The sequence below is a fragment of the Roseovarius sp. PS-C2 genome (assembly GCF_018862045.1).
Lineage (GTDB): Bacteria > Pseudomonadota > Alphaproteobacteria > Rhodobacterales > Rhodobacteraceae > Roseovarius.
Genome location: NZ_JAHKSQ010000002.1, coordinates 145,193 through 167,787, shown reverse-complemented (window position 1 = coordinate 167,787; position 22,595 = coordinate 145,193). Strand labels below are relative to the sequence as shown.

Annotated in this window: 24 protein-coding genes; 14 read left to right on the top strand and 10 right to left on the bottom strand. The window is 64.5% G+C overall.

Going from position 1 to position 22,595, the window contains the following annotated elements; translation table 11 throughout:
• The first annotated feature begins 26 nt into the window (after positions 1–26).
• From KPG71_RS04150 to KPG71_RS04140, 3 genes are all read left to right on the top strand, one after another.
• On the top strand, positions 27–1,055 hold the full coding sequence (locus KPG71_RS04150) for a hypothetical protein (RefSeq protein WP_216336879.1): 1,029 nt from the start codon (positions 27–29) through the stop codon (positions 1,053–1,055).
• 90 nt (positions 1,056–1,145) lie between these two features.
• Positions 1,146–2,018, top strand: a complete 873-nt coding sequence (locus tag KPG71_RS04145; protein ID WP_216336878.1) for an S-methyl-5'-thioadenosine phosphorylase — start codon at positions 1,146–1,148, stop codon at positions 2,016–2,018.
• Between the two features lie 116 nt (positions 2,019–2,134).
• Positions 2,135–3,118, top strand: a complete 984-nt coding sequence (locus KPG71_RS04140) for a methyltransferase domain-containing protein (RefSeq protein WP_216336877.1) — start codon at positions 2,135–2,137, stop codon at positions 3,116–3,118.
• Between the two features lie 45 nt (positions 3,119–3,163).
• Here KPG71_RS04140 and KPG71_RS04135 read toward each other — a convergent pair whose 3' ends face one another.
• On the bottom strand, positions 3,164–5,038 hold the full coding sequence (locus KPG71_RS04135; RefSeq protein WP_216336876.1) for an acyltransferase family protein: 1,875 nt from the start codon (positions 5,036–5,038) through the stop codon (positions 3,164–3,166).
• Between the two features lie 171 nt (positions 5,039–5,209).
• Here KPG71_RS04135 and KPG71_RS04130 point away from each other — a divergent pair, with 171 nt between their 5' ends.
• Entirely contained in the window at positions 5,210–5,749 is a 540-nt protein-coding gene (locus KPG71_RS04130; RefSeq protein WP_216336875.1) for an adenine phosphoribosyltransferase, read from the top strand.
• A 27-nt stretch (positions 5,750–5,776) separates the two neighbouring features.
• Here KPG71_RS04130 and KPG71_RS04125 read toward each other — a convergent pair whose 3' ends face one another.
• Positions 5,777–5,971, bottom strand: a complete 195-nt coding sequence (locus KPG71_RS04125) for a hypothetical protein (RefSeq protein ID WP_216336874.1) — start codon at positions 5,969–5,971, stop codon at positions 5,777–5,779.
• A 107-nt stretch (positions 5,972–6,078) separates the two neighbouring features.
• Here KPG71_RS04125 and KPG71_RS19730 point away from each other — a divergent pair, with 107 nt between their 5' ends.
• The gene (locus KPG71_RS19730) at positions 6,079–6,210 is read left to right on the top strand and encodes a hypothetical protein (RefSeq protein ID WP_301182883.1); all 132 of its coding nucleotides are present in this window, start codon (positions 6,079–6,081) and stop codon (positions 6,208–6,210) included.
• Positions 6,211–6,242: 32 nt separating this feature from the next.
• Here the strand turns inward: KPG71_RS19730 and KPG71_RS04120 are convergent, their stop codons facing one another.
• Positions 6,243–7,256 carry an NAD-dependent epimerase/dehydratase family protein gene (locus tag KPG71_RS04120; RefSeq protein ID WP_216336873.1) on the bottom strand — a complete coding sequence of 338 codons (1,014 nt, stop codon included), beginning with the start codon at positions 7,254–7,256 and terminating at the stop codon, positions 6,243–6,245.
• Between the two features lie 129 nt (positions 7,257–7,385).
• Here KPG71_RS04120 and KPG71_RS04115 point away from each other — a divergent pair, with 129 nt between their 5' ends.
• The 3 genes from KPG71_RS04115 to KPG71_RS04105 all read left to right on the top strand — a co-directional run bounded on the left by KPG71_RS04115 (position 7,386) and on the right by KPG71_RS04105 (position 10,207).
• Positions 7,386–8,789 (top strand): FAD/NAD(P)-binding protein, encoded by a 1,404-nt coding sequence (locus KPG71_RS04115; RefSeq protein ID WP_216336872.1) that lies wholly within the window; start codon positions 7,386–7,388, stop codon positions 8,787–8,789.
• Between the two features lie 77 nt (positions 8,790–8,866).
• Entirely contained in the window at positions 8,867–9,346 is a 480-nt protein-coding gene (gene tsaA, locus KPG71_RS04110) for a tRNA (N6-threonylcarbamoyladenosine(37)-N6)-methyltransferase TrmO (protein ID WP_216336871.1), read from the top strand.
• A gap of 39 nt (positions 9,347–9,385) precedes the next feature.
• The gene (locus KPG71_RS04105) at positions 9,386–10,207 is read left to right on the top strand and encodes a molybdate ABC transporter substrate-binding protein (RefSeq protein WP_253196089.1); all 822 of its coding nucleotides are present in this window, start codon (positions 9,386–9,388) and stop codon (positions 10,205–10,207) included.
• A gap of 48 nt (positions 10,208–10,255) precedes the next feature.
• Here KPG71_RS04105 and KPG71_RS04100 read toward each other — a convergent pair whose 3' ends face one another.
• From KPG71_RS04100 to KPG71_RS04075, 6 genes are all read right to left on the bottom strand, one after another.
• Complete coding sequence (locus KPG71_RS04100; protein ID WP_216336870.1) at positions 10,256–10,735, bottom strand: DUF411 domain-containing protein; 480 nt, start codon at positions 10,733–10,735, stop codon at positions 10,256–10,258.
• Positions 10,736–10,833: 98 nt separating this feature from the next.
• A complete protein-coding gene (locus KPG71_RS04095; protein ID WP_216336869.1) occupies positions 10,834–11,619 on the bottom strand; it encodes a ZIP family metal transporter in 786 nt (261 codons plus the stop codon).
• Positions 11,612–12,859, bottom strand: a complete 1,248-nt coding sequence (locus KPG71_RS04090) for an aminopeptidase (RefSeq protein ID WP_216336868.1) — start codon at positions 12,857–12,859, stop codon at positions 11,612–11,614. The genes KPG71_RS04095 and KPG71_RS04090 overlap by 8 nt, the downstream gene beginning before the upstream one ends.
• 95 nt (positions 12,860–12,954) lie before the next feature.
• Positions 12,955–14,178: a NifU family protein gene (locus KPG71_RS04085; protein WP_216336867.1), complete on the bottom strand. Its 1,224-nt coding sequence runs from the start codon at positions 14,176–14,178 to the stop codon at positions 12,955–12,957.
• Complete coding sequence (locus KPG71_RS19725; RefSeq protein WP_216336866.1) at positions 14,171–15,361, bottom strand: P-loop NTPase; 1,191 nt, start codon at positions 15,359–15,361, stop codon at positions 14,171–14,173. The genes KPG71_RS04085 and KPG71_RS19725 overlap by 8 nt, the downstream gene beginning before the upstream one ends.
• A 4-nt stretch (positions 15,362–15,365) precedes the next feature.
• A complete protein-coding gene (locus KPG71_RS04075) occupies positions 15,366–16,001 on the bottom strand; it encodes a MarR family winged helix-turn-helix transcriptional regulator (RefSeq protein WP_216336865.1) in 636 nt (211 codons plus the stop codon).
• A gap of 101 nt (positions 16,002–16,102) precedes the next feature.
• Here KPG71_RS04075 and KPG71_RS04070 point away from each other — a divergent pair, with 101 nt between their 5' ends.
• The 6 genes from KPG71_RS04070 (at position 16,103) to KPG71_RS04045 (ending at position 21,772) form a co-directional block, all read left to right on the top strand.
• Positions 16,103–16,969, top strand: a complete 867-nt coding sequence (locus KPG71_RS04070) for a sigma-70 family RNA polymerase sigma factor (protein WP_216336864.1) — start codon at positions 16,103–16,105, stop codon at positions 16,967–16,969.
• Between the two features lie 132 nt (positions 16,970–17,101).
• A complete protein-coding gene (gene phnC, locus KPG71_RS04065) occupies positions 17,102–17,914 on the top strand; it encodes a phosphonate ABC transporter ATP-binding protein (protein ID WP_216336863.1) in 813 nt (270 codons plus the stop codon).
• 48 nt (positions 17,915–17,962) lie between these two features.
• The gene (phnD, locus tag KPG71_RS04060; protein ID WP_216336862.1) at positions 17,963–18,868 is read left to right on the top strand and encodes a phosphonate ABC transporter substrate-binding protein; all 906 of its coding nucleotides are present in this window, start codon (positions 17,963–17,965) and stop codon (positions 18,866–18,868) included.
• Between the two features lie 70 nt (positions 18,869–18,938).
• The gene (gene phnE / locus KPG71_RS04055; RefSeq protein WP_216336861.1) at positions 18,939–19,811 is read left to right on the top strand and encodes a phosphonate ABC transporter, permease protein PhnE; all 873 of its coding nucleotides are present in this window, start codon (positions 18,939–18,941) and stop codon (positions 19,809–19,811) included.
• Positions 19,808–21,151: a phosphonate ABC transporter, permease protein PhnE gene (gene phnE / locus KPG71_RS04050; protein ID WP_216336860.1), complete on the top strand. Its 1,344-nt coding sequence runs from the start codon at positions 19,808–19,810 to the stop codon at positions 21,149–21,151. The genes phnE (KPG71_RS04055) and phnE (KPG71_RS04050) overlap by 4 nt, the downstream gene beginning before the upstream one ends.
• A 3-nt stretch (positions 21,152–21,154) precedes the next feature.
• Positions 21,155–21,772, top strand: a complete 618-nt coding sequence (locus tag KPG71_RS04045) for a chloramphenicol acetyltransferase (RefSeq protein ID WP_216336859.1) — start codon at positions 21,155–21,157, stop codon at positions 21,770–21,772.
• 10 nt (positions 21,773–21,782) lie between these two features.
• Here the strand turns inward: KPG71_RS04045 and phnF are convergent, their stop codons facing one another.
• Complete coding sequence (gene phnF / locus KPG71_RS04040; protein ID WP_216336858.1) at positions 21,783–22,514, bottom strand: phosphonate metabolism transcriptional regulator PhnF; 732 nt, start codon at positions 22,512–22,514, stop codon at positions 21,783–21,785.
• Positions 22,515–22,595 lie beyond the last annotated feature (81 nt).

Sequence of the window (22,595 nt, the reverse complement as noted above, 5' to 3'; positions counted from 1 at the left end):
CGAGGCAGAGCAGGCCCGCATCACGGATGACAGCACTGAGCGAATACCAGCGGCTTGAGGCGTCGGGCCTGTGGCGCGCCACGCCCGACGAACAGCGCAGCGACGTGATCGTTTCCATCGGCGACGCCACCCTGATCATCACCGACACGCGCGAAAGGCCCTTGGCGCATTGGTCGCTGGCCGCGATCCAGCGCGCCAATCCGGGGCGGCGCCCGGCCATTTACCACCCCGATGGCGACCCCGGCGAGACGCTGGAACTGCCAGAAAGCGAGACCGAGATGATCGCCGCCATCGAACGCCTGCGCGCCGCGGTCGAACGGCGGCGGCCCCATCCGGGGCGCTTGCGGCTGGTGATGCTGGGCCTGTCCTTTCTGGCGGTGGCGGCGCTGGCGGTGTTCTGGTTCCCGAACGCCGCGCGCCAGCACGCGGTCAGGGTGGTGCCGCAGGTCAAGCGCGCCGAGATCGGCGCGGCGCTGCGCGAGCAACTGGAGCGGGTCACAGGCCCGGCCTGCCGCGATCCCGGCGGGCGCGCGGCGCTGGCGCGTTTGTCGCAACGTCTTGCCCCGACGCCTGGCGATGCCGGGCAGGTGGCCGTGGTGCGCGACGGGGTGGCCAGCACGATCCACCTGCCGGGGCGCACGATCCTGATCGACAAGAGCCTTGTGGAGGATCACGAGGAGCCCGATGTGGTGGCCGGATATATCGTGGCCGAACGTGCGCGGCTCGAACGGACCGACCCGCTGGACGACCTGCTGAAACAGGCCGGGCTATGGGCCACGCTGCGGCTCATGACCACCGGCGGTATGGACGAGGACAGCCTGCATCGCTATGCCCAGCACCTGCTGACCGCCCCGCGCCCCGCCCTGCCCGACGAGGCGCTGTTGCAGGCGTTCCAGACGCGCGGTGTGCGCTCGACCCCTTATGCCTATGCGCAGGACATCTCGGGCGAGACCACCCTTGGCCTGATCGAGGCCGACCCCTGGGCCGTGCAGCCCCCCGAACCTCTGCTGAGCGATGGTGACTGGCTGCGCCTGCAGGGGATTTGCGGCGGCTGAGCGGACGGCGCACGGGGTTTTGCGTTTTCATCCCGTGCGGCGCGGCGTAACACTGTGCCCGACGCAGGCAAAACGGTGACGGAGACAGGCATGGCGAACACGATGATCGGGGTGATCGGCGGATCGGGGCTGTATCAGATCGAAGGGCTGGACGGGGCCGAGTGGACCGGAGTGGAGACCCCTTGGGGCGATCCCAGCGACCAGATCCTGACCGGCACGCTGGACGGCGTGAAAATGGCCTTTCTGCCCCGTCACGGGCGCGGCCATGTGCATTCGCCCAGCACCGTGCCCTACCGCGCCAATATCGACGCGCTGAAACGGCTGGGCGTCACCGACGTGATCAGCGTCAGCGCCTGCGGCAGTTTCCGCGAAGACATGGCGCCGGGGGATTTCGTGATCGTCGATCAGTTCATCGACCGGACCTTCGCGCGCGAGAAAAGCTTTTTCGGCACCGGCTGCGTGGCGCATGTGAGCGTGGCGCATCCGACCTGCCCCCGACTGGGCGCGACCTGTGCCCAGGCCGCCGACGCGGCGGGGATCACGGTGCATGACGGCGGAACCTATCTGGCGATGGAAGGCCCACAATTCAGCACGCTGGCGGAATCGAAGATGTACCGCGAGGTTTGGAGCGCGGACGTGATCGGGATGACCAACATGCCCGAGGCCAAACTGGCCCGCGAGGCCGAGCTTTGCTATGCCTCGGTGGCGATGATCACCGATTACGACAGCTGGCACCCGCATCATGGCGAGGTGGACGTAAGCCAGATCATCGCCACGCTGATGGGCAATGCCGACAAGGCCCGCGAGATGGTGCGCCGCCTGCCCACCCTCCTGGGAGCCGAGCGCGCGCCCTGCCCGCATGGCTGCGACCGGGCGCTGGACAACGCCGTTCTGACCGCCCCCGAGGCGCGCGATGCGGCGCTGGTGGCAAGGCTGGACGCGGTGGCGGGGCGGGTATTCTGATCGGGTTAGAGCCTCGGGGAATCTTCTGGATTTAGTCCACCATCCAATATAGAGCACAGCAAGATCACACGGTTTGCTGTCTACCGATTTCTCCCGCGTGTAATTCCAGGAGGTACATGTTGCCAAGAATCGACTGGATTTTGAAATACGCCGACCTGTCCGGCAAGGGGATCGAGATTGCCCCCTACTTCAATCCCGCGGTGGCGAAACGCGACGGTCATGATGTCCTGATCATGGACATGCTCAATACCGAGAAGTTGCGGAGCAGAGCACTCGACGATCCCCGGATCCCGGACACGCGCATCGAGGAAATCGAAAACGTCGATCTGGTGGGGGACGCCTCGCGTCTTGGCGAAGTGATCGCCAAGGCCGGTTTGCAGGGCAAGATCGACTATATCGTATCCTCGCATAATTTCGAACACTTGCCGAACCCCATTCTGTTCCTGCAAGGCGCTTACGATGCCTTGGCGCCAGGCGGCGTGCTGAGTATGGCAGTGCCCGATTGTCGCGCGATTTTCGATCATTTCCGGCTGCCGTCACGTCTGTCCGACTGGCTGGCGGCATATCACGAGGATCGCCGCCAACCTAGCCCCGAGACCCTGTTCGACGGAGGGGCCCATAAGTCGATGTTCATCCATGACGGACAGGCCCAGCCGGGATGCGATCTTAAGACGGGCGATCCCGCAGCGTTTGAGCCCAACAGACGTCTTGTGCAAGTCTACGAGGATTACAAAGCCCGAAAGGCTCAGCCGAGTGAATACCGCGATGCCCATTGCAATGTGTTCTTCCCCGAAACCCTGGAACTGATGCTCAGGGATCTGCGCAAACTCAACCTGGTCGGGTTTGACATTCTGGAAATCAGTGAAACACAGGGGCTCGAATTTTTTGTCCACCTGCGCAAACCGGAAACCCCGCGCGAAATCCCGGACGAGGCGTTTTATGCGCATCGCCACGATCTGCTGGTCAAGATGTCCCGGAATTTGGGCGCGGCACCTTACGGGATCGCCCCTTGGGATATTCGCAAACGAAAAATCGCGCGTTGGCTGAAGTCCTTGCGAAGTCGGGTAAAGAACCGTCTGAAGGAGATCAAAAGCGGCTGAAGACTGGCCCGCCGATGGCGGCGCGTATCCGGCGCTGCGTAAAGATCAGCCCCCCAGCCCCATACGGTCGATCACGCCATCGGCTTTCATCTGTTCCCCCAGCCAGGCCGAGCCCTCGGGTGTCAGGTGAAACCCGTCATACATGACGATGGTCTCGGGGCCGAGGAAGGCCGTGCACGGCCCGTCCGCGCAAATCAGTTTGAGCGGGTCGATAAAGCGGTTCCCCAGCACCCCGGCCAGTTTGGCATTGATCTTGGTCGCGTTGGGGACAGGTTCGGTCTGCCAGTTCATGCAGCCCGTAATGCATGTATCCAGAATATCCTGCTGGTCGAACTCGACGCTTTTGGTGCCGAAAACCCAGAACTTGTCGCCATAGTCCCGAACCAGATTATCCATACTCTCCTGCATCAGGTCGGTCTCCCAGTCGGTCCAGGCGGTGGCGAAGATCACCACATCGGCCTGGTCTATCAACTCGAAGGTTCTGGCATCGGTCAGGTCGTTGTGCCGGGGGCTGCACATGTTGAACCGGTTGTCGTCGGCAAATTCGATGAATTTCTCTTGTGGAACGAACAGGTTGCCACATGTCACCCCGACCTGCGCGCTGACCACCGAGACATCCTTGCCGATCACCGCGTTGAGGGCATTTTGCAAATCGGCCGAATTGCTGTCTCCCACGATCAGCAGCCTGGTTTCGGCATCGTCGTCGAAGTCTTTCAGGCGCGTGGCGTCCTTGGCCAGCCAGACGATACGGCTGAATTCGTCGTTGCGGGCGAACAGATCGACGATGGCCTGCGGATAACGGTAGGCGTTGCCATTGGTGAGCGTGCCCATGAGGCCCAGCACGATCATCACTGCCGAGGCCGTCACCGCAAAGGCCGCGACCTTGGGCCGTGTGGCGAAAACGCGCCTGCGCCGGGTCGGGATTTCGATGAAACGATAGGTAAAGACCGACAGAACGGCGGTCGCAAGCAGCATCAGTGCAACATGCCACAGGGGCGCGTCGTGGCCCATGACATGAGCATAGAACGCAAGGATCGGCTGGTGCCACAGATAGGCGCTGTAGGAGACGAGGCCGATGGCCACCATCGGCTTGAGCGACAGCAGGCGATGGGCGATGGTGCCGGGCACGGCAAAGGCGATCACCGCCACCACGCCCGCGATGGGCACCACCGCATAGAGGCTGGGAAAGGGGGTGCCGCTGTCATAGGCGAAGATCGCGAAGGTGATGCCAGCCAGCCCCAGCCCCGAGAGCACATTGGCGGTGGCGGTGGGCACCTCGATGGGCCGGCGATCGACATAGAAGGCGATGAAGGCCCCGGCCAGCAGCTCCCACGCGCGGGCGGGCAGCAGGTAGAACCCGGCCTCGGGCTCCTGATAGGCGGCCCAGTGGGCCAGCAGCAGGCTGAAGACGAAAACCCCGATCAGGATCTTGACGATCCGCCGCTTGCCCCAGCGCCACGCCAGCATCAGGAACAACGGGAAGATGATGTAATACTGCTCTTCGACCGCCAGGCTCCAGGTGTGCAAAAGCGGTTTGATCTCGGCCGTGGTGTCGAAATAGCCGCTTTCGGTCCAGAACAGGAAGTTCGACGAAAAGGTTGCTACCGCGATCAGGCTTTGGGCGAAATCCTTGAGGTCGGTGGGAAACAGGGTGAGCCACGCCACCGGCAGGCTGCACAGCACCACGAAGCTGAGCGCCGGCAGGATGCGCCGGGCGCGGCGTTCGTAGAAATTGGCAAGGCTGAACCGGCCCTCGTTCATCTCGTTCAGGATGATCGTGGTGATCAGGTAGCCCGAGATCACGAAGAACACGTCCACGCCCACATAGCCACCGCCGAACAGGTCGAACCCTGCGTGAAACAGGATGACCGGCACGACCGCGACCGCGCGCAAGCCGTCGATTTCAGCACGATACTTCAATGGTGTCTCCGCGCGGGATATCTGATGCGAGGCCTCACATACTGACCGGACGGTTTGGAGTAAATAGGCTATACACCGTCGGCAAACACCGGGCGCGGCGCTTCGCACCCTTGCACAGCGGGGCGGCTTGGGTCAGACAGTTGCCCGGACCCGTTTGGAAAAGGCCGCGCCATGCCCGTACTCCGCACCGTCAAGGATTACATCCGCACGATTGTCGATTTCCCGCACGAGGGTATCCTGTTTCGTGACGTGACCACGTTGTTTGCCGATCCGCGCGGGTTTCGCATGGCCATCGACCAGATGCTGCACCCCTACGCCGGGGAGCAGATCGACAAGGTCGTCGGGCTGGAGGCGCGGGGGTTTATCCTTGGCGGGGCGATTGCGCATCAGTTGTCGCTGGGCTTCGTTCCCATCCGCAAGAAGGGCAAGCTTCCCGGCGCGGTGATTTCCGAAGAATACCAGCTGGAATATGGCGAGGCGATTGTGGAAATCCACGACGACGCGATCCAGCCCGGCGAGAAAATCCTGCTGGTCGATGACCTGCTGGCCACCGGGGGCACCGCGCAGGCGGGCATCAGGCTGATCGAACGGCTGGGCGGCGAGATCATGGGCTGCGCCTTTATCGTGGACCTGCCGGAACTGGGCGGGCGGCAAAAGCTGGAAGCCATGGGCATGGACGTGCATGTGCTGTGCGAATACGAGGGCGCCTGAAAGCGGCCACCCTGCCCGCGCGTCGGTTCAGCCCTTGCCGTGCTTTTTCACATAGGACCGGATGAAGCCGCGGATTTCGCGGGCGGCGCTGGTGTCCATGTCCTTGCAGAGCGCGACAAATGCATCGCGGTCGTCCTTGTCCAGTCGCAGGATCAACTGGCTGTTTTTCTTGCCGGCCTTCTTTTTGGCCTTGGCATCGTCTTTGTCGTCTTTCTTGGTCACGCGCGGGCTTTCCGGTTCGGTCTTGACTTTTGCATATCAAATGTATATACATTGCATATACCGCTAAAGACAAGATAGCGATGCAGTCACGCGAAAGGAATATTAAAATGACACTTTTGACAGCGAAACCGATGCTCGTGCAGGAACGGATGGACTGGAACCGGGCGCATCTGCCCTGGATTCCGTCCCGCATCTACCGCTTTTTCTCGGAAGCGCGCCACGGCAACCGCGGCGCATGAAGGCACTCTGACGGCCCCGGCGACGGGGCCGCTCAGACGCGGTAATAGTCGCGATACCAGTTCACGAATTGCGCGATCCCGTCGCGCAGATCGGTGTGCGGCCTGTACCCTGTCAGATCATGCAGCAGACTGGCATCGGCCCATGTGGCCGGAGCGTCACCCTTTTGCATGTCCATCATGTTGCGCTGCGCGGGAATGCCGAGGACATCCTCGATCGCATCGACGAAATCCAGCAACCGCACGCTATTGGAATTCCCGATATTGACCACACGCCACGGCGCGACCGGCGACAGGCTGTCGCCTGCGGCGATGTCGTCGGGGGTTTCCGGGCGTTCGGGCACGGTGTCCATCAACAGGCGGATACCGCGCACCAGATCGCTGATATAGGTGAAATCGCGATACATCTCACCGTGGTTGTAGATGTCGACGGGCCGCCCCTCCAGGATCGCCGAGACGAACTTGAACAGCGCCATGTCGGGCCGCCCCCACGGGCCATAGACGGTGAAGAACCGGAACATGGTCGTGGGCAGGTTCCACAGATGGGCATAGGAATGGCCCATCGCCTCGGTCGCCTTCTTGGTGGCCGCATAAATGGTCATCTGCAAGTCGGCCTTCATGGTTTCGACATAGGGCATGTCGGTATTCGCACCGTAAACCGAACTGGTCGAGGCCATCAGCAGATGCCGCACCGCATGACGGCGGGCCACCTCCATGACGTTGAACGTGCCGACCACATTGGCGTCGATATAGGCACGGGGGTTTTCAAGGCTGTAGCGCACCCCGGCCTGGGCGGCGAGGTGAACGATGATATCGGGCTGAAAGTCGTCCGTGACTCGATCCAGCGTATCGGCATCTTCCAGCATCGCCTCGGTCGCGGTGAAACCGGGCTTTTGCAATAGCATCTGGTGGCGGCGCTGTTTCAGGGCGACATCGTAGTAATCGGTCATTCCGTCCAGCCCGTGGACGATGAACCCTTCCTCCAGCAAGAGATCGGCCAGGTGATAGCCGATGAACCCCGCCGTGCCGGTGATGAAAACCCGTGTCATGCCGCCCGCCCTTTACTGTCACGCACCCGGACCGAGCGATAGCCGCTGGCGGCGGGTGGCACAAGGCCCGGACCTCTGGCCAAGCCGCGCAGAGTGACGCAAACTGCGCCGAAACACGGGGGATCATCCATGCGCGATACGGGCCGGCATCATGTCATCATCGGCGACGGGGCCACCGCCGCCGCCTTTGCCGAAACCGCGCCGACAGAGGCCGGTGACCGGCTGAGCGTGATCGGCCCCGATATCGGGCAGTTGGGCCGAGGTCTGGCCTATGGCGAGGTGCCCGCAGACCGGCCCTGGGCCGATGCCTACCTGCTGAACTCGCCTTCGGCGGCGGTGTTGCCGGAGTTCGCCGACTGGATGGCCGCCCGGTGGGACGAGGTGGCCGAGCGGATGCGCGGACGGCGGCCCGATTGGCTGAGCTTCGGGGCGGATCACATCGCCGCAGCGGATCATGCCGCGCTTTTTGCACCCCGCGCCATATTCGGCGATTACCTGACCGGGCTGGTGCAGGCGGCGTTGGACCGGCACCGGGCAAGCGGCATTGCGGTGGAGTTGATTAGGGGCCGGGCGGTGACACTGGATCGGGACGGGGCGGAATTCGTCATCGGCCTGGATAATGGCGAACGCATACGGGCCGACCGCGTCGATCTGGCCCCCGGAACCCCGGCGCTGGACGGGCTGGGCAGCGATGCGGGGCCCTGCGCCTTTCCCATGCTTTACGGTCATGAAGACGAGATCGCCGCGCAAGTGCAGCCGGGCCGGACGGTCCTGTGCCTTGGCGCGAATGCAGCGATGCTCGATGTGCTGCGGTTTCTGCAATCGGTTCTGGACGAGGACGATATTCGCCTGTCGGTACTGTCCACCAGCCCCCTGCGGCCTGAGCCCCTGATATGGCAACGCCCCCGCAAACCGGCGGTGGAGCCGGAAATTGCCGGGCCTTTCGACACCTGCGCCGATCTGATGGCCGCAGTTGACGCCGAAATCGCAAGGTTTCGCACCGAAGGCGCGGAGATGGCGCAGCTCAGGCCCGGCTTCAAGGCATGGATGACCCATGAGACGCTGGCCGCCCTTCTGCCCGACCTTGCCGAACGTCAGGCTGTTCCGCCCCTCCTGGAGCGGCGGTTCCGCCGAGGCAGCCATGACAGCATCGCCGATTACCGCCGCTTGCGGGCTGCCGGGCAGGTCACCGAGATAATGGGCCGCGCCGAGGCGGTTGCCCCGGCGACGGATGGCGCAACGGTGCGCGTCGCCGGGCAGGACAGCCTGACCGCGCCGCTGGTGGTCAACTGCTCCGGCCCCGGCACGCGGCTGGCGCTGGATGACCTGAGCACGGAACTGCTGCGCCGGGGCTGGCTGTCGCTGACACCGGATGGCGCCGGGGTGATCACCGGGCCGGATCTGGCCGCAGGTCCTGCGGGGCTGCGCTATCTCACCCCGGCGGTCATGCAGATCGGCGAGCGGGTGATGCCCTTTCCACTCTACGATCTGGGCGTCCTGCGGGCGGAAGCGGCCCGCGCCAACGGGGCATGATCCCTCCCGGCTCTGGACATCCTGCGATTTCGCCATAGGCTTGGCGCATCGGAAGATGAACAGGAATATGCTGAATCATGCAAAACCGCCTGCGCCCCGGAGAGGAGACCACCGACACAGCCGAGCCGCGCGATGCCGCCCTGCATTTCATCGGGCGCATCCATACCCCGTGGGACAGCCGCGAATTCTGCCCCCGACAAGGCAAACAGGACGGTCCGGAATGCCGGATCGAGGTATTTCCACCCTGGGATCGCGCGCTTGAGGGGATCGAAACCTATGGACGGCTGGAAATCCTCTATTGGCTGGATCGTTCGCGTCGCGACCTGATCCGCCAGAATCCCAAGGGCGACGGCAAGCGGTTTTTCGGCACCTTCGCCCTGCGCTCGCCCCAGCGGCCAAACCCCATCGGCACCGCGCTGGTCCGGCTGGAGCGGGTCGAGGGCAATGTTCTGGTCGTGCGGGGGCTGGATTGCCTGAACGGCACCCCGCTGATCGACATCAAACCCGACCGCTGTGAATTCACGCCGAAAGCCCCGGACAAGCCGGGATCGGAATAACGCATTGCCTATCGGACTGGTATTACTGGAGGACCCATCATGTCACATCGCAGAGTCATGGCTTCGCTGGCCCTTGCCCTGGGCCTGAGCGCCGCCCCGCTGGCGGCGCAGGAGGACAGCGTCGTGCTGATCGCGGCCGGCAGCCTGAAGGCCGCCCTGTCGGATGTCGCCGCGAATTACAGCGCCGCACATGGCACGGCGGTGGATACCACCTTCGGACCCTCGGGCCTGATGCGCCAAAACATCGAAGACGGCGAACGGGCGCATGTCTTTGCCTCGGCCAACATGCGCCACCCCCGCACGCTGGAGAAAGCAGGGCGCGGCGGGCCGGTGGCGCTGTTCGCCCGCAACCGCCTGTGCGCGCTGGCGCAACCGGGCGTCGACGTGACATCCGACACCCTGCTCGACGTCATGCTGAACGACGGCACGCGCGTCGGCACCTCGACCCCCAAGGCCGATCCGTCGGGCGACTACGCGTGGGAATTGTTCGGCAAGGCCGAGGGCCTGCGTGACGGCGCAACCGACACCCTGCGCGGCAAGGCGCTGCAACTGACGGGCGGGCCGAACAGCGAAAAGGCGCCCGAGGGGCGCAACACCTATGGCTGGGTCATGGAAAACGACCGCGCCGACCTGTTCCTGACCTATTGCACCAACGCCGTTCTGGCGCAGCGCGATGTGCCCGATCTGCAAATCGTCCAGATCCCCGAGGCCCTGGCCGTAGGGGCCGATTACGGGTTGATGGTGTTGAACGACGCGCCGCCCGAAGCATGGAAACTGGCGCTATATATCCTGTCGCCCGCCGGACAGGCGGTTCTGGGCGATTACGGCTTTGCCGTGGGGGCGCTGCCCGAAACCGGCTGAGCCATGCAGGCCCGCATTCGGACGCGCATGGCCGAATGCGGGTTTCGCTCAGGCCGCCTTGTAATGCGTGAACACTTCGGTCGTGCCATCGCGGCGGATCAGGTGCACGTCATAGGCCTCGCGCTGGTCTTCGGGGCCCATGCCCGGCGATCCATAAGGCATGCCCGGAACGGCCAGCCCCACGGCATCGGGGCGTTCGCTCAGCAGGCGGCGGATATCCGCGACGGGGACGTGCCCCTCCAGCATATAACCGTCAATACGCGCGGTATGGCACGACATCATCTCGGCCGGGATGCCGTTCTCCATCTTGTAGCGGGTCAGTGCGGTTCCAAAGCTGCGCTCGGTGGTCACGGAAAACCCTTCGTCCTGAAGAATGTCGATCCAGGCAGAACAGCACCCGCAATTGGGGTCTTTCATGACGTGAATTTCGGTTTGCGCCGCGCGGGCGGCACCCGGCACCGCGGCACTCAGGCCCAGAGCGGCGGCGCTTGCGAAAAATCCCCGGCGGGTCAGGTCATGCTTGGACATGGTCGGATATCCCTTTCATTGGCTCGCCACAGCCTAACCTTGCGCCATGCAGGCACAAGGCGGAGCTTATCACATTGACGCGAGGATTGCCCCACCGGTCACGCCAGCCAGACATCGAGGAACAGCATCACCACCAGCCCCACGGCAAGGCCCAGCGTGGCCTTGTTCTGATGCCCGCTGCGGTGGGTTTCGGGGATGATCTCGTGGCTGATGACATAGAGCATCGCACCGGCGGCAAAGGCCAATCCCCAGGGCAGCAACGGTTGCGCCAGCACAATCACCCCGGCCCCGATCAGCCCGCCGATGGGTTCGACCATGCCGGTCAGCGCGGCGATGACCCACGCCCGGCGCCTGCCGTATCCTTCGCCCAGCAGGGCCACGGCCACGGCCAGCCCCTCGGGCGCGTTTTGCAGGCCGATCCCGATGGCCAGCGGCATTCCGCCCTCGAACCCGTGCGCGCCAAAGCCCACGCCCACGGCCAGCCCTTCGGGGAAATTGTGGATCGTGATCGCGATGATGAACAGCCACACCCGGCGCAACGAGGCCGCCTCGGGGCCTTCGCGGCCCAGCTTGAAATGCTCGTGCGGCAGGGTTTCGTTCATGCCATGCACCGCAGCCATGCCGATCAGGATCGACACACAAGTGATGGCCGCCGGGATCGCCCCCGCGCCATAGCTGATTTCGGCGGCATCCAGCGCGGGAATGATCAGCGAAAAGAACGATGCCGCCAGCATCACACCGGCGGCGAATCCCAGCGCCATGTCGCGCGTGGCCCGACCGGGAATGCGCCCCGCCAGCACGGGCAAGGCCCCCACCGCCGTCATCAGCCCCGCGACGAGACTCCCGAAAAACCCCAGTGCCGTGGGCGAAAGGCCCTCAAGCATGGCTGGCCCATTCCCCCTGACGGAAAACAGGCACGCGCGCGCCGCTGTCGGTGATACCGTCGATATCGGTCTGCGGCCCGCCGATCATCCAGTCCACATGGATCATGCTGGCATTGCCGCCGCGCTTGGCCACCTCTTTGGGCGTCAGCGACCCGCCATCGACGAAACACTTGGAATAACACTGACCCAACGCGATGTGGCAGGCGGCGTTTTCGTCGTAGAGCGTATTGTAGAACAGCAGCCCCGATTGCGAAATTGGCGAGGAATGCGGCACCAGCGCCACCTCGCCCAGACGGCGCGCGCCCTCGTCCGTATCCAGCAGCTTGTGCAACACGGCCTCGCCCTTGCTGGCGCGGGCCTCGACGATGCGGCCCGCCTCGAAGCGCACTTCGATGTCCTCGATCAGGCTGCCCTGATGCGACAGCGGCTTGGTGGCGCGCACATGGCCCTCGACCTTGTGGGCATGAGGCGTGGTAAAGACCTCTTCGGTGGGGATGTTGGGATTGCAGACCACCCCATTCCCGGCGACCGAGGCCCCACCCTGCCATTCATGCCCATCGGCCAGCCCAACGGTCAGATCCGCCCCCGGCCCGGTGAAATGCAGCGCGGCGAAGCGTTGGGCGTTCAGCCATTCGGTGCGGGTGCGCAGGGCGGCGTTATGGGCTTTCCATTCGGCCACCGGATCGTCGCCGGTGACCCGCGAGGCGGCAAAGATCGCCCCGGCCAGCTTCGCCACCGCCGCGTCATCGTCAAGGTCAGGGAACATGCGCCGCGCCCATGACAGGCTGGGATAGCTGACGATGGACCAGTTGATATGGAAATTCGCGATATGATCCAGCGCCGGCTTGTAGGCCATCGAATTCGCCTTGCCCGCGCGCGCGACCTTGTCGGGGTCTTCGTCGGACAGCAGCATCGGATCGTCCCCCACGATGGCCATCCGGGCCGCGCCGCCCTCGAACGCCTGCGCCATCCCCTGATACAGCCAGTCGGGCGCCCGGTCGAAACTGTCGTCGCGCGCATTGCGGTAGCGCGCCAGCTGCAACTGTTCATCCCCAAGGATCGGCGTCACCAGCCCCGCACCCGCCCGATAGGCCGCCGCCACGATGGGGCGCACCAGCGGCAGCGCCGATACCGGCGCGGTCAGCACAAGATCCTGCCCCTCTTGCAGGTTCAGGCCGACATGCACGGCCACATCGGCCAGACGATCAAGGGACTGGGTGTCGAAGGGCTGGGATGTCATGGGGACCTCGTGGCATTTGAAATTTCGGCGCCACGTTCGGGCAAGGCGCGGGCAAGGTCAAGCAGGATGCCCCGTTCCTTACCCTTCTGCCTGCATTAACCGCCTTGTCCGAGATGCGCGGCGATCGCCTGCGCCCGGTAGGCCGCAAACCCCGCCGGATCGGAGGCGACCGGCGCACCGAGCGTCCTGGCCAGATCGAAGAACCCCTTGCCCGGCAAGTCCGCCCCCCGCCCACAGGCCAGCGCGGCGATCATCGGAAGCCCCGCGGCAACATCTTCGCGCATGGTATCCTCAAGCGCGGCGGTGACACGGCCCACCGAACCCGGCAGGTAGAGGCCCAACGCGCGGGCCAGCTTGCCATAGGGCACCGGCACGGCCTCGGGCGGCAACGCTGCAAGATGCCGGCGGACACGATCCTTGAGCGCGGGCTTTTTGCTGCCCTGCCGCGCGGGCGGCACCTCGACCACCGTACCGTCGGGCCGGATATCGGCGGCCCAGGCCCGTTGCGGGCTGCGGATGGTCAGCCGGGTGATCTCTCCGCCCGGCCCGTCCAGCGTTTCAACCTCGCGCTCAATGTCCCCATTCTCCAGCCCCGCCACCAGCACATGCGGCGCAAGCCCAAGGCGACGCGCCAGATAATCGGGATCGATCCGCAAATCCCCATCGCTCCAGTCCAGCGCCTCGGGCGGAACCGGACGGAGCAGCGCCGGGCTGTGCCCCAGCGTTTCGCTGTAGAACGGGTTGGTCCCTGCCTCGTGGTCGGTCACATCGACGATATCGCGCAACTCGGGGATGGCGGCGCGCAGCATGTTCTCGATCCCGCCGCGCAGCGTGGCCGCCGAGGCCGCACAGCCCTGACAGCCCCCGGACATGCGCAGGTAGACAACACCATCGTCCACCTTTTCAGCGCTGACGTGCCCGCCGTGGGCGGCAATCGCCGGGTTGGCCTGCCGGTCCAGCAGGTCGGTGACCTTGTCCAGCAACCGTCGGTCCGGATCGTCCGACACAGCCTCAACGGACCCAAGCGGCGCATCGCTGTCCTCAAGCGCCTCGCGGATCGCCGCCGCGATCCGGGGTTTGAGCTGCGCCCAGTCGCCCTCGGGCGCACGGGTCACGGTAATGGTCGCCTCGGCCACATGCACCGCCCGCACATCGGGCACGTCGAACAGCGCGCGCGCAAGTGGCGCATCGCTGTCCGGCGCGTTCCAGTTGGCCGAGCGTCCCGGCTGTACCGGCGTTTCCAGTACGAACCGCATGGTCGCCGGATCGTTCAGCGAAGGCACCGCCCGGATGCGGCGGCGCAGGGCGGTCTCAGACATCTTCGGCCTCGACCTGTTGCATCGCGCGCAGCGCCGGGAAGGTATAGATGCCCGAACTGTGCCCGTCGCTGAAGGCCACGCCAATGGCATAGTTGCCCACGCTCCAGATGCGCGTCGGCGCGATATCCAGCGGCACACTGGCCGGGTCCAGCAACCGCCGGCCCGACATTTCATCGCGGCAGGCGGCGCATTGGCAGGCCAGCCGCAAATCGCGCGGGTCGATCATTTGACCGGCCCCGTCCTGCCATTGGATATGCAGCCCTTCCGCCCCGAAATCGAGCGCGACGGGGCGTTCCGGGTCACCCCCCGCGACCGGCGCGGCGCCAGCGGGTTTTCCGGTACCTTCCGCCACCTGCCAGTCAAACGGCAGCGCCAGCCCGGCGCCCTCCTGTGCGCCGCCGCTCAACGCGGCGGCCACGGCGCGATAGGCCTGTGCGGCGGGGCTGTCGGGCGCGTCCAGTATCAACGGGCGGCCCGTATCGCCACCATCCACAACCGCCGGGTCCAGCGGGATACTGCCCAGAAACGGCACGTTCAGGCTGTCCGCGATCTTCTGCCCGCCGCCCTGATGGAAGATATGCGTGACCTCGCCACAGGAGGGGCAGGTAAAGCCGCTCATGTTCTCGACCACGCCGAGAATCGGCACATTGACCTGCTCCAGCATCCGCAGGCCGCGGCGCACGATCTTGAGGCTGACATCCTGCGGCGTGCTGACCACCACCGCGCCGCTGAGCGGAAAGGCCTGCGCCAGCGTCAGCTGGATATCGCCCGTGCCCGGCGGCAGGTCCAGCAGCAGCACGTCCAGCGTGCCCCAATCGACCTGCGTGATGAACATCTGAAGGTATTTCGTCACCATCGGCCCGCGCAGGATGGCAGGCTTGTCATCCCCCGACAGCATCGCCATCGAGATCACCCTGACCCCATGCGCCTGCGCCGGGATCACCTTGTTGTTGGGGGCCATTGCCGGGGGCTGATCGCCGGGAATGCCCAACATGCCGGGGATCGAAGGACCGTAGAGATCGGCATCCACCACGCCCACGCGCAGCCCCTGCCCGGCCAGCGCCAGCGCAAGGTTGGCGGTCAGCGTCGATTTCCCGACGCCGCCCTTGCCGCTGCTGATCGCGATCATGCGCCCAAGGCCCGCCAGGGGCGAGGCCGACGCGGATTGGTCTGTAGCTGTCATTGTCTTATTCCCGGCTGCCTGCGTTGCCTGCTGTTTGCGGTAATGTTTCATCCGCCCCGCATCTGGGCGCGTAGCTGGCGCAAAGCCGCCCGATCTCGCCCGGCGGCAAATCCAGCGCGGCGCAGGCACAGTATCCGCCGCACGGCCGCTTTTCGTAATGACCGCAATCGTCGCATGTGCCAAAGGCGCGGCACCCGCGTTGCCGTGCCAGTTCGGCGGCGATCACCGGCAACAGGCGCTCCATCGCGGCGCGGTCGCACGGGTCCAGCCCCGCCAGCGCCGCCATCAGATGGCGCAGCGGATCCTGCCCGAGCATGTCGTGTCCTTGTGCCGTCAACTCGAACCGCACGCTGCGCCCATCGGTTTCCGAGCGCTGGCGCTGCACCAGCCCCTTGCCTTCAAGCGCCTTGATCGTCTGCGAGGCCGTGCCCCGTGTCGTGGCCTGAAAACTCGCAAAGGCCGACGGCGTGCGCGAGGCGCGATTGGCCCGCGCGAAAAACCGCAGCCCCGTCCATTGCGCGGCGGTCAGACCAGCGCCGGTTTCTTCGCCCCGCGCGGTGCGGCCGATATGCACCAGCATCTCGGCCAGCTGCTCGGTGCAGCCCGATGTTTGACTAGATGTCGTATCAGAGGAACCCATGCATATTTGGTAGCGATTCAAAATCAGTTTGACAAGCGCGTTAATGCAGATATGATTTCGATACGAAACTATTTCAGCAGATTTCCAACTGCAGCGATGCCATGCCAAAATCATACGCCCCCAGCGCCCCGTCGCGCCCCGGTTACAACGACCGCACCGGCTTTCTGACAGCCGAAGAGGAATTGCGCCTTGCCCGCGCCTGGCGCGACGATGGCGATGTCGAGGCCCGCAACCGGCTGATCACCGCCTATCACCCGCTGGTCATGTCGATTGCACGGCGCTTCACCAGGAACCGCAACATCAATGACGATCCCGACCTGCTGCAGCATGGCCTGATCGGCCTGCTGAAAGCCGCCGACGGGTTCGACCCGGATCGCGGATTCCGGTTTTCGACCTATGCGGCCTGGTGGGTGCGCGCCGAGTTGCAGGATTACAGGATGAACAACTGGTCGCTGGTCAAACGCGGGCGCTCGTCCAAGGCCCGCAAGGCGTTCTTCAACCTCGCCCGGATCGAGGAGACGCTGGAGGCCGTGCCCGGCGAAACCACGCCCGAGCGCGAACAGCGCATCGCCGTCAAGCTGGGCGTCAAGGCCTCGGAACTGGACGGGATGCGCCAGCAATTCAGCGGCAGTGACAGTTCACTCAACCGCCTGACCGCGGGCGAGGAAGGGGACGAGATCATCAACCTCCTGCCCGATCCCGATTGCGATGTCGAGGAACAGGTCGCCACACGTCATGACATGGACGTGTTCCGCCGCACGGTCAGCCGCCATTTCGGCCACCTGCCCGACCGCGAACGCGATATCGTGATCGCCACCGTCGTGCAGGACCCCCCGATGACCCTGCATCAACTGGGTGAAATCCACGGCATTTCGCGCGAGAGGGTCCGCCAGTTGCGCGAACGCGGGCTGGAGCGCCTGCGCGACTCGCTCAGGGCCGAGCCCGAACCGATGGACATGGCATTCTGATTCCGCCGCGCAAACAAGCCCCTACGCCAGCGTCATGAAACCTTGAACGTCTTGTCATCCACCTGAAACACAACTGTCACGCAGCTGACACAGCCCCCGCCTAGCACGGCGACAAATACCGGGGGTTCATACATGCTGCAGGTCACGTCCTTAACCAAGCGCTTTGGCGACAAACGCGCCGTGGACAATGCGAGTTTCGAGGTCGGCAAACCGGCGATGATCGGGATCATTGGGCGTTCAGGCGCGGGCAAGTCCACCTTGCTGCGCATGCTGAACCGCCTGAGCGACGCCAGCGAAGGCAGCATTACCTTCGAAGGCGCCGAGATCACCACGCTTACCGGCGCCGCCCGCCGGGAATGGCAATCGCGCTGCGCGATGATCTTTCAGCAGTTCAACCTCGTGCCGCGGATGGACGTGGTCTCGAACGTGCTGCACGGCACACTGAACCGCCGCTCGACATTGGCGACGATGTTCAACCTCTACCCCGCACAGGACATCCACAAGGCCATCGACATCCTCGACCGTCTGGGCATCGCCGCCGAGGCCCCCAAACGGGCGCAGGCCCTGTCGGGCGGCCAGCAACAGCGCGTCGCTATCGCGCGCGCCCTGATGCAGGACCCGCAGATCATCCTGGCCGACGAACCGATCGCCAGCCTCGACCCGATGAACGCCCAGATCGTCATGGACGCCCTGCGCCGCATCCACGAGGAAGACGGCCGCATGGTCATCGCCAACCTGCACACGCTGGATACCGCGCGCCGCTATTGCGACCGGGTGATCGGCATGCGCGACGGGCGGATCGTGTTCGACGGCACGCCCGAACAACTGACCACTGGCGTTGCGCGCGACATCTACGGCGCGGGTGCTGACTTTTCCGAGGCCGCGACATCCACGGCCATCGAAACCCTGGACAGGCCGAAAGCGGCCCCGGTCGTCCCGGCCTGATCCATCCCCACCCCGCCACGGCGGGCCTTTCCACCAATGGAGACCCAAATGAAAACCACCCTCGCCCTTGCACTGGCAGCTTCGACCGCCCTGGCCACCTCGGCCACGGCGCAGGACATCACCGAATTCCGCATCGGTATCCTTGGCGGCGAAAACGCCCAGGATCGCATGACCTCCAACGAATGCCTGCGCGTAAAGACAGAAGAGTTGCTTGGCGTCGAAACCAAACTGTTCGCCCCGGCCGATTACAACGGCGTGATTCAGGGCCTGCTGGGCGGCACCATCGACATGGCATGGCTGGGTGCCTCGGGCTATGCCAAGACCTATCTGGAAGACCCCGAAGCGGTCGAGCCGGTTCTGGTCAAGGTGAACCTCGATGGCGGTTACGGCTATCACTCCATCGGCTTCGCCCGCAAGGACAGCGGCATCACCTCGCTGGAAGACATGAAAGACAAGGTCTTCGGCTTTGGCGATCCGAACTCGACCTCGGGCTACCTGATCCCCTCGATCGAAATTCCGGCGGAAATCGGCGCCACCATGCAATCGGGCGACTACTTCGGTGAGGTGAAATTCACCGGCGGTCACGAGCAGACCATCGTTGCGGTCAACAATGGCGACGTGGACGGCGGCGTGACCTGGGCCGACGGTCTGGGCAACTGGGAAGACGGCTACAACTCGGGCGCGCTGCGCAAGGCCGTGGATGCCGGCCTGGTCGACATGAACGACCTCGTCGAGATCTGGAAATCCAAGCCGATCCCCGAAGGCCCCGTCGTTCTGCGCAGCGCACTCCCCGAAGACGTGAAGCTGAAGATGACCGGGCTGATGGCCTCGCTCAAGTCGATGGACGAAGAGTGCGCCTATGGCGTCCTGCAGGGTGACGCGAAAGGCTTCATGCCGATCACCCACGACGCATATCTGTCGATCATCGAGGCCCGCAAGGCCAAATCGAACTGATCCGGCAACCGCCGGACAAGGGCCCATCCCCGCGATGGGCCCTTTTTTCTATCCTTCCGAGGGGCAAAGAATGGCTGACATAAGCGCACAGGCGCCGATCACCACGGACGATATCCGCCAGGATTACATGGCGATGACACGCCGCAAACGGCTGTATTCCGGGACGATACTGGCAATTTTCGTGGCCCTCATGGTGGCGGGGTTCGACCTTGCCGATGCGCGCAACGCCGGCGGATTCTGGGATGGCTGGCACAACATACTGGATTTCCCGGCACAGGTCCTGAGCGAGGCCATCGAAAAGGCTCCCGAACTGCCCGGCCACCTGCTGACCTTCCTGCCCGCCCTGATCGAAACGGTGAATATCGCGGCGGCCTCGACCCTGATGGGGGCGATCGGGGCGATTGTCATGTCGCTTCTGGCAACACGCGGGCTGGCCCGCTGGCCGCGGCTGATTCCGGTGTTTCGCCGGATCATGGACATCATGCGCGCGGTCCCCGAAATCGTGATCGCGCTGGTCCTGATCTTCGTTCTGGGTGGCGGCCCGGTTCCGGCGATGATCGCCATCGCCTTTCACACCATCGGCGCATTGGGCAAGCTGTTCTCGGAAGTGAACGAGAACGCCTCGCTGAAACCCGTGGAAGGGTTGCAATCGGTGGGCGCGAACTGGTCGCAGCGGATGCTGCTGGGGGTCATCCCGCAGGTCGCCCCCAATTACCTCAGCTACACGTTGCTGCGCTTCGAGATCAACATCCGCGCCTCGGCCATTCTTGGCTTCGTGGGGGCCGGCGGTATCGGCTACGAACTCAAGAACGCGATGTCCTGGGGCCAGGGCAAATTCGACGAGGCGGCGGCGATCTTCATCCTCCTGTTCCTGACCATCGTGTTGTTCGATCAACTCTCATCCCATTTCCGTGACCGCCTGATCAAAGGGAGGGGCGCATGACCTTCGCGGCAACCCACGACATGCACGACGAGGCCACCCGGCTGTTTCGCGGCAAACGGATCGTCAATTTCGCTTTTCCGCTGATGATCCTGGCCTACTTCGTCTATATCTTTTTCGCCTTCGACATATCGGGCCTCGCCCAGCGCGCCAGCATCGACAACGCCCGCACGCTTGTCGGCGACAGCTACAGCTACAAGACCCATGTCGAATACGATGCCCGCTCCGACGCGATCACCGTTGCCATCGAGGGTGAGCGCAAGGGCACCTACGAGCCGGGCACCGGCCCCGGCTGGCTCAGCTTCGACGGGGACATTGTGCGCGGCGATCTGGGGCGCGGACATGTTGTGACCTTCGACGAGGGAACCGTCACCTACGACATTCCCGGCTATGGGCCGATCACCGCGACCCCCTCGCGCAACGGGGTCGACATGAGCTTTCCGCAAGGCGACCGCAGCACCCAGCCCGACTGGATCAACGCCTCGAAAAATCGCTTGAACGTGACCACCGATCAGGGCCGCCTGACGGTCACGCGCACGCGGGCGGAACTGTTCAAATACGAATACGGCTGGGAACTCTTCTGGTTCACGCTCGACAGCCCGTTCCACGGCAAGAGCTTTGGCGAACTGGTCTCGCTGGCCTTTTCGTCCGACCGCGTCGTGCCGGGCAAATCGAATATTGCCGCGATGGCCTCGGATTTCTGGACCAACAAGATGTGGCGTCATGGCGATGTGGCCTGGGCACTGTTCGAAACGGTGCTGATGGCGTTTCTGGGCACCTTCGGCGCGGCCATCGTGGCACTTCCGCTGGCGTTTCTGGCGGCGCGCAACTTTTCGCCGCTGATCGCGGTGCGTTTCGGGGTCCGCCGGGTGTTCGACTTCGTGCGCGGGGTGGATGCGCTGATCTGGACCATCGTTCTGGCCCGCGCCTTCGGGCCGGGGCCGCTGACCGGGGCGCTCGCCATCCTGCTGACCGATACCGGCTCCTTCGGCAAGCTGTTCTCGGAGGCGCTGGAAAACGTCGACGAAAAGCAGATCGAAGGCGTGCAATCGACCGGGGCCAAACAGTTGCAACGCTATCGCTTCGGGGTGATCCCGCAGATTACCCCGGTCCTGCTCAGCCAGCTTTTGTATTACCTCGAATCCAACACCCGCAGCGCCACGATCATCGGGGCGATCACCGGCGGCGGGATCGGTCTGCTGCTGACCCAGGCGATGATCACCCAGAAGGACTGGGAAGAAGTCACCTATTACATCGTGCTGGTGATCCTGATGGTCATGATCATGGATTCGGTGTCGGGCTGGCTGCGCGGGCGTCTGATCGGACGCGCCGAGGGGCACTGAGACATGGCCCGCCTGACGGCTGATACGCCGTTCATCCATGACGGCTGCCAGATCACCGACACACGCCTTGGCCGGTTCACCGAAATCGGCCAGGGCAGCCGGATCGCCCATAGCGATATCGGCGATTATTCCTATTGCGACCGCTACGCCGACATCGCCAATGCCGATATCGGCAGGTTCTCCAACATCGCCAGCTTCGTGCGGATCGGGGCCACCGACCACCCGCTGACCACGGCCAGCATGCACCATTTCCTGTATCGCTCGGCGGATTACTGGGACGATGCCAGCGACGACCCCGCGTTTTTCGAACACCGCAAGGCGCGGCGCGCGGTGATTGGGCATGACACATGGATCGGCCACGCGGCGATGATCAAACCCGACGTCACCATCGGCCACGGTGCCGTGGTCGCTGCCGGGGCCATCGTGACCCGCGATGTGGAGCCCTACACCATCGTCGCCGGAACCCCGGCCAAACCCCTGCGCCGCCGCCAGACGCCCGAGATCGCCGACCGGCTGATCGCCCTGGCGTGGTGGGATTGGGGCCATGACCGCCTGCGCGATGCGCTGAACGATTTCCGCACCCTATCCGCCGAGGCCTTCCTTGAGCGCCACGGCGGCTGAGGCACGGCCCCTAATCCTCCAGCGTCAGCGTCACACGATCCCCGGCGAACACCGTGCGGCCATACTCCACCGGCTTGCCATCGGGCGCAACATTCACCCCCGTCGAACGCAGCAACGGATCGCCCTCGCGCAACTGCAGATGCAGCGCCTGCGAGGCATCGGCGGCCACGGCGGTCAGCCGCGTCGAGGCGCGGGTGTAATCGCTCACCCCCACCTGCCGCAGCGCCGCCGTCACGCCCGGCTGCTCCTCCAGCGCCTCGGCGATCCCCGGCAGGCGCTCCAGCGGAAAGACGCTTTCGAACACCGCGATGGGCGCATCGTCGGCCAGCGACAGGCCATGACAGGCGCAAACCGGCGCGCCCGGCGCGATCTCCAGCGCCTCGGCCTCGCCCGCCGTGGCGCTGCGGGTTTCGATCTGAAGGATGCGTTTGTCCGGGCGCTGTCCGGCGGCACGCAGGTTTTCATGAAACCGCACCCGGCGGCCTATGGGATAATCCGTGGGCCGCGCCGTCACGAACACCCCCGATCCGCGCCGCGAGCGCACCACCCCGTCCTCGGCCATGCGCCCGAGCGCATGGCGCACCGTATGGCGGTTGACGCCGAACCGCTCGGCAAGCTGCGCTTCGGTCGGCAGCTTGTCACCGGGGCCGTAACGCCCTTCGAAAATATCTTGCCGCAGCGCCTTGGAAATGGCCTGCCACAATGGCGTTTTCCCGCCCGCCTTGCCCTGCTTGTCACCCAAAATTCACAAATCCCCACTGGCCTGATCGCTACCGCTTCGGTATAATGTGTATAGTTGTATAGTAATGCACGGATTTGTCGA